6 protein-coding genes are annotated in these 5,102 nt (G+C 61.8%); 5 read left to right on the forward strand and 1 reads right to left on the reverse strand.

Translation table 11 applies throughout. From position 1 onward, the window contains the following. Nucleotides 1-53: 53 nt before the first annotated feature. On the reverse strand, nucleotides 54-449 hold the full coding sequence (locus RIF72_RS19785) for an L-rhamnose mutarotase (protein WP_309076491.1): 396 nt from the start codon (nucleotides 447-449) through the stop codon (nucleotides 54-56). Between the two features lie 137 nt (nucleotides 450-586). On the opposite strand from RIF72_RS19785, the gene RIF72_RS19790 reads away from it, so the two are divergent. From RIF72_RS19790 to RIF72_RS19810, 5 genes are all read left to right on the forward strand, one after another. After that, nucleotides 587-1,642, forward strand: a complete 1,056-nt coding sequence (locus RIF72_RS19790) for a LacI family DNA-binding transcriptional regulator (RefSeq protein WP_309076492.1) — start codon at nucleotides 587-589, stop codon at nucleotides 1,640-1,642. Between the two features lie 363 nt (nucleotides 1,643-2,005). After that, the gene (locus RIF72_RS19795; RefSeq protein ID WP_309076493.1) at nucleotides 2,006-2,143 is read left to right on the forward strand and encodes a hypothetical protein; all 138 of its coding nucleotides are present in this window, start codon (nucleotides 2,006-2,008) and stop codon (nucleotides 2,141-2,143) included. Then, nucleotides 2,140-3,525, forward strand: coding sequence for an MFS transporter (locus RIF72_RS19800; protein ID WP_309076494.1), 1,386 nt, complete (start codon nucleotides 2,140-2,142; stop codon nucleotides 3,523-3,525). Before RIF72_RS19795 ends, RIF72_RS19800 begins: the two co-directional genes overlap by 4 nt. Nucleotides 3,526-3,589: 64 nt before the next feature. After that, entirely contained in the window at nucleotides 3,590-4,750 is a 1,161-nt protein-coding gene (locus tag RIF72_RS19805; RefSeq protein WP_309076495.1) for a glycoside hydrolase family 88 protein, read from the forward strand. A 92-nt stretch (nucleotides 4,751-4,842) separates the two neighbouring features. Then, nucleotides 4,843-5,102: SDR family NAD(P)-dependent oxidoreductase (locus RIF72_RS19810; RefSeq protein ID WP_309076496.1), on the forward strand; the 260-nt coding region annotated here is incomplete at its 3' end.

A 5,102-nucleotide genomic window follows, 5' to 3' on the forward strand; every position in this document is an offset into this window, starting at 1 on the left:
CAGCGCCGATGCTGTGTTGTTCATGATTTTTCTTTCGTCAGAGTTTCACGGTTTCAGAGTTTGGCGGTGTCAGAGCTTGCCGGTGACAGTGTCGGCAGCGTTTGGTGCTTTGTCTCTGTTGCCGCGGCCAGCTGCTCGTCGAGGTTGAAGACCTCTTCGAGGACCCGGAAGCCTTCGTCAGGGGGAACCTCACTGCTGTGGAAGAGCGCGCCCATTTCCGCCTGCCAGCGGGTGTTGACGTCGGTGAGAGCCATCCGGGCCCGCACGGCGTCAAAATCGTCGCATTCGAGGTAGCCGATCAAAAGTCCGTCGCTGTCCAGGTACAGCGAATAGTTGTTCCAGCCGGCTTCCTTCAGGGCAGCGAGCATTTCCGGCCAGACCGCGGCGTGGCGCCGAATGTACTCCTCCAGCAACTCGGGCTGGACGGAGGACCGGAAGCAAACTCTCATTTCGAGCTCCTGCGTGGGTGGGCGGAAATGCATGGAAGGAGATTGAATCGTTTCATTACTACGATTCAAAGTACTCTGGAGTTCGGAAGGGTGTCAAGCTTTGCACCCGAGCAAACGATCTTTCGGAGGACCAGCAAATGTCCCGGCCAACCAGCATCAAGGACGTCGCCAGCCACGCACAGGTCGCGGTAGGAACGGTATCCAACGTCCTCAACAACCCCGACAGAGTCTCAGAACGCACGAGAAACAGGGTGCTGAAGGCCATCGATGAACTCGGCTTCATCCGCAACGATGCAGCACGGCAGCTGCGGGCCGGGCACAGCCGCACCATCGGCGTCGTAGTTCTAGATGTCGGCAACCCGTTCTTCACCGCCCTGGTCCGGGCCGCCGAGGACGCCGCGGCGGTGAACGGCAGCGCGGTCCTGCTCGGCGACAGCGGCCACGATGCAACCCGCGAATCGCACTACATCGACCTGTTCCAGGAACAGCGCGTCCAGGGGTTGCTCCTGTCCCCTGTGGGAGATGTGGCAGACAGGCTGGAGGCACTGCGGCAACGCGGCATCCCCACCGTCCTGGTGGACCGCCTCGCTGATGAAAACCGCTTCAGCTCTGTGTCGGTAGATGATGACGCCGGCGGCTACCTCGCCGCCCGCCACCTCCTCGACCTGGGGCGCCGGAAGCTCGCTTTCGTGGGCGGGCCGCTCTCCATCAGCCAGGTCCAGGACCGCCTCGCCGGCGCCCGCCGCGCTGTCGCCGAAGTACAGGGGGCGGCACTGGAAGTTCTCGACTCGGGTGGCCAGTCGGTCCTTGCTGGACGCGCAGCGGGAAACAGCGTGGTGGCGCGGCGCACCGGCGACATGCCGGACGCCATCTTCTGCGCCAATGACCTCCTGGCGCTGGGCGTCATGCAATCGCTGACCATGTTGAATAACGTGCGGATCCCCAACGATATTGCCCTGATCGGCTACGACGACATCGACTTTGCCGTATCGGCCGTCGTACCACTCTCCTCCATCAGACAGCCCACCGAGACTATCGGCAGAACAGCCATTGAACTGCTGTCGGAGGAACTGGACGCGCAGCATCCGCGCCACCGAGCGGTTGTGTTTGAGCCGGAATTGGTCGTCAGGCAAAGTACCGCAGGCACTGCCGCGCCGTCCCCGGCAATGGACCGCGGACTGGCTCGCAACTAGCCTGCCTCGATAATCGTTCGCGGCCAGGCAGGCATATACGGCAGCCACTGGCTGAGGAGCAGCGGGCATCTTTTATTGCCGATTTTATTGCGGAGTCATTCGGAGCGGTAGCCCGCCGCCATGGCACATCCAGCCCATGACCGGCCCCAAGGGCTAGACGAGGCCAGGCGCGCAGCAGGGGCCTGTGGCGTGGAGGCAACAGCCTCAGGAAAGCCCAACAAAGCCCTCAGGCAGACAACCCTCCTCCCCGAGTTTGGCGGATGACCATGCTCACAGCAGCACCGCGTGAAAGGTGTCCCGCCTGCTCCGTTATGCGGTTTTTGATGGATGCGTTGACGTAATGTACGTCACCGCATACGATTGATGAATCGATTCAAACGACCGGGGCTCTTGGGCTTCTTCCCCCGGGTTTTCCACCAAAAAGTCACGATCATGGAGAACCAGTCGGAGTGGAACGTTTCCGGTTCCTTGCCAATGATGACGAAGGAAATCAGCGAATGAACATCAAATCCTCCGGGGATAACCTCCCCGACCTCGAAGCCAGCATCGGCCGGAGGGACCCGAAAAAGGCCGCAATGAGCGGCTGGATCGGAAGTGCTCTTGAGTACTACGACTTCGCGTTGTACTCGCTGGCCGCGGCACTTATCTTCCCCTCCATCTTCTTCCCGTCCGAGAACTCGACCGTCGCGATCATCGCCTCGCTCGCGACCTACGCGGTGGGCTATGTCTCTCGTCCGATCGGCGCTGTCGTCCTGGGCGCTTACGGCGACAGACATGGCCGCAAGCAGGTGCTCGTCTTCGCGATGCTGCTGATGGGTTTCGCGACCTTCGCGGTCGGACTCTTGCCCACGTACGGACAGGTCGGCATCCTCGCGCCCGTCCTTTTGGTAATCCTCCGCCTGATCCAGGGGTTCGCGGTCGCAGGCGAGCTCGGCGGTGCCAGCGCGATGATTGTGGAGCACTCTCCCGATGCCAGGCGCGGCTTCTTCGCGAGCTTCAGCCTTCAGGGCACGCAGGTCGGCTCAATCCTGGCCACCGCTGTCCTGCTCCCGCTCTCCGCCCTGCTCCCGAAGGACCAATTCGAGACCTGGGGCTGGCGCATCCCCTTCCTGCTCAGCGCCTTCGTGATCCTTGCCGGATACATCATTCGGCGTCGGGTGCAGGAGCCCCCGGCGTACCTGGCACAGGCCGAAAAAGGCAAGGCGAAGCGGCGGTTCCCGCTCATCGACCTCCTGCGCACCCACCCCTGGGGCCTGGTCCGGTGCGTCATCATGACATTCACCAACGTGATAGGCATGGCAACCCTCATCTTTGGCGTGTCCTACGCCACGCAAAAGGGCTACGGCATCGGCTACTCAAGCAGCGAGTTCCTCTGGGTAACCCTCGTGGCTAATTTGACTGCGGTAGTGACGATCCCGGTATTCGGCGCGCTTTCCGACAGGATCGGCCGCCGGGCTCTTATGGTGGCTGGCGGAATCGGCGGCGGCCTGCTGGCGGGCGGATACCTGTGGGCGATTGACCAGAGAAGCCTGGTTCTGGTCTTCGTGTGCGTCGTGGTCGTGCAGGGGATCTTCTTCCAGATGTGGAACGCGACATTCGCCACGTTCTTCCAGGAGCAGTTCCCTATGCGGATCCGAGTAACTGGATTCGCCGTGTCACAGAACGTCGGCCTCATGATCGCGTCGTTCTTCCCGAGCATCTTCACGGCAATCGCTCCGCCCGGATCGACGAACGTGCCGATGGTCATCGGGCTGACCACGTTCAGCATTTGCCTGGTCGCGGCGCTCGCTACCTTCCTGTCTCCCGACACTAAAGGCAAGTCGCTCGAGGACCTCGAAGGGCACAAGGCTGATTCGCAACCACTTAAGAATGCACACGCGTGAGCTCAGCCCTCATCCGCCTTCAGCGGAGGCACGGCAACGACGGAACAAGAGTCTGGAAGCAGTAATGACTGAAACGAAGAAAGAGCCACAGGCAGTGTGGGCAGTCAAGCACAGCCCGCTACTGCGGGCGCCGGAGCGGTTCATCTCCCGGGTGGAGCTCCAGAGAATGGTCCACCTCTTGACGCAAAATCTGGTCAATATCACGGACGAGACAGGAGCGTTCCTCCTTCACCTCGACGACGGCCGAGTGATTGATACTAAAGGCTGGGCCGGCTGGGAGTGGACTCACGGCGTCGGCCTGTACGGGATGTGGCAGTACTACGACCAGACCGGTGAAACGACGGTGCGGGACATCATTGACTCCTGGTTCACTGCACGGCTGGCCGAGGGCACCACGAAAAACGTCAACACAATGGCACCGTTCCTGACACTTGCCTGCCGGTACGAGGAGACGGGCGACCGCGCGCTCCTGCCGTGGCTCGACTCTTGGGGCGAGTGGGCTATGCGTGAGATGCCGCGGACACCTCACGGCGGCATGCAGCACATCACGTTGGCCGAGGAGAACCATCACCAGCTGTGGGACGACACCCTCATGATGACCGTCCTGCCGTTGACCAAGATCGGCCTGCTGCTAGGCCGGCCGCAGTATGTCAGCGAGGCAACCTTCCAGTTCCTCACCCATGTGGCGTACCTCATGGACCGGGAGACAGGGCTGTGGTTCCATGGCTGGTCGTTTGACGGCAACCACAACTTTGCTAAGGCCCGCTGGGCCCGTGGGAACTCGTGGCTGACCATGGTGATCCCAGACTTCCTGGAACTGGTGGACCTGCCCGAGTCCGACCCGGTGCGCCGGTTTCTGATTGAGGTCCTTGACGCCCAGGTCGCGGCCCTTGCTGAATTGCAGGATGCCTCAGGAATGTGGCACACGCTTCTGGATGACCCTTCCTCGTACCTTGAAGCGTCGGCGACTGCCGGATTCGCCTATGGAATCCTCAAGGCAGTGCGCAAAGGCTACCTCGACCGCAAGTACGCTGCCGTGGCGGAGAAGGCAATCAGGGCTGTCATCTCAAATATCTCGGCAGACGGCGAGCTGCAGCAAGTATCGTTCGGCACCGGTATGGGTTCTGACCTGGACTTTTATCGCGACATCCCACGCACGTCGATGCCGTACGGTCAGGCGATGGCAATCCTGTGCCTCGCTGAGTATTTGCGGACCTACTACTGAGTCGCCGCCGGGCGGCCAACGCCTGGGTACGGCTCCTTGAGTGACCGTCCGCTGGGACGGCAAGACAACGATTTAGCTATGGAGGGAAACTGATGGTTCTCGATTCGTTCCGACTGGACGGGAAAATTGCCCTGGTGACGGGTTCATCCCGTGGCCTGGGGCAGGGCGCTGCAGTGGCGCTGGCGGAGGCCGGAGCCGACGTTGCACTGCTGAACCGGGCCGGGGCCGAGGAAACAGCCGAGAAAGTCCACGCCCTCGGACGCAAGGTCCATGTGATTGAGCAGGACCTGGGGTTGGCAACCCCTCAGGAGCTGGACGAGTCTGTCCAGTCTGTGGTGGAGGCGCTGGGGCG

Origin of the sequence: Paenarthrobacter sp. (genome assembly GCF_031180005.1) — a bacterium.
Lineage (GTDB): Bacteria > Actinomycetota > Actinomycetes > Actinomycetales > Micrococcaceae > Arthrobacter.

Bases quoted from the DNA above. Each gene is read 5' to 3' on its own strand.
- RIF72_RS19785 (WP_309076491.1), bottom strand. From the start codon at position 449: ATGAGAGTTTGCTTCCGGTCCTCCGTCCAGCCCGAGTTGCTGGAGGAG.
- RIF72_RS19790 (WP_309076492.1), top strand. From the start codon at position 587: ATGTCCCGGCCAACCAGCATCAAGGACGTCGCCAGCCACGCACAGGTC.
- RIF72_RS19795 (WP_309076493.1), top strand. From the start codon at position 2,006: ATGAATCGATTCAAACGACCGGGGCTCTTGGGCTTCTTCCCCCGGGTT.
- RIF72_RS19800 (WP_309076494.1), top strand. From the start codon at position 2,140: ATGAACATCAAATCCTCCGGGGATAACCTCCCCGACCTCGAAGCCAGC.
- RIF72_RS19805 (WP_309076495.1), top strand. From the start codon at position 3,590: ATGACTGAAACGAAGAAAGAGCCACAGGCAGTGTGGGCAGTCAAGCAC.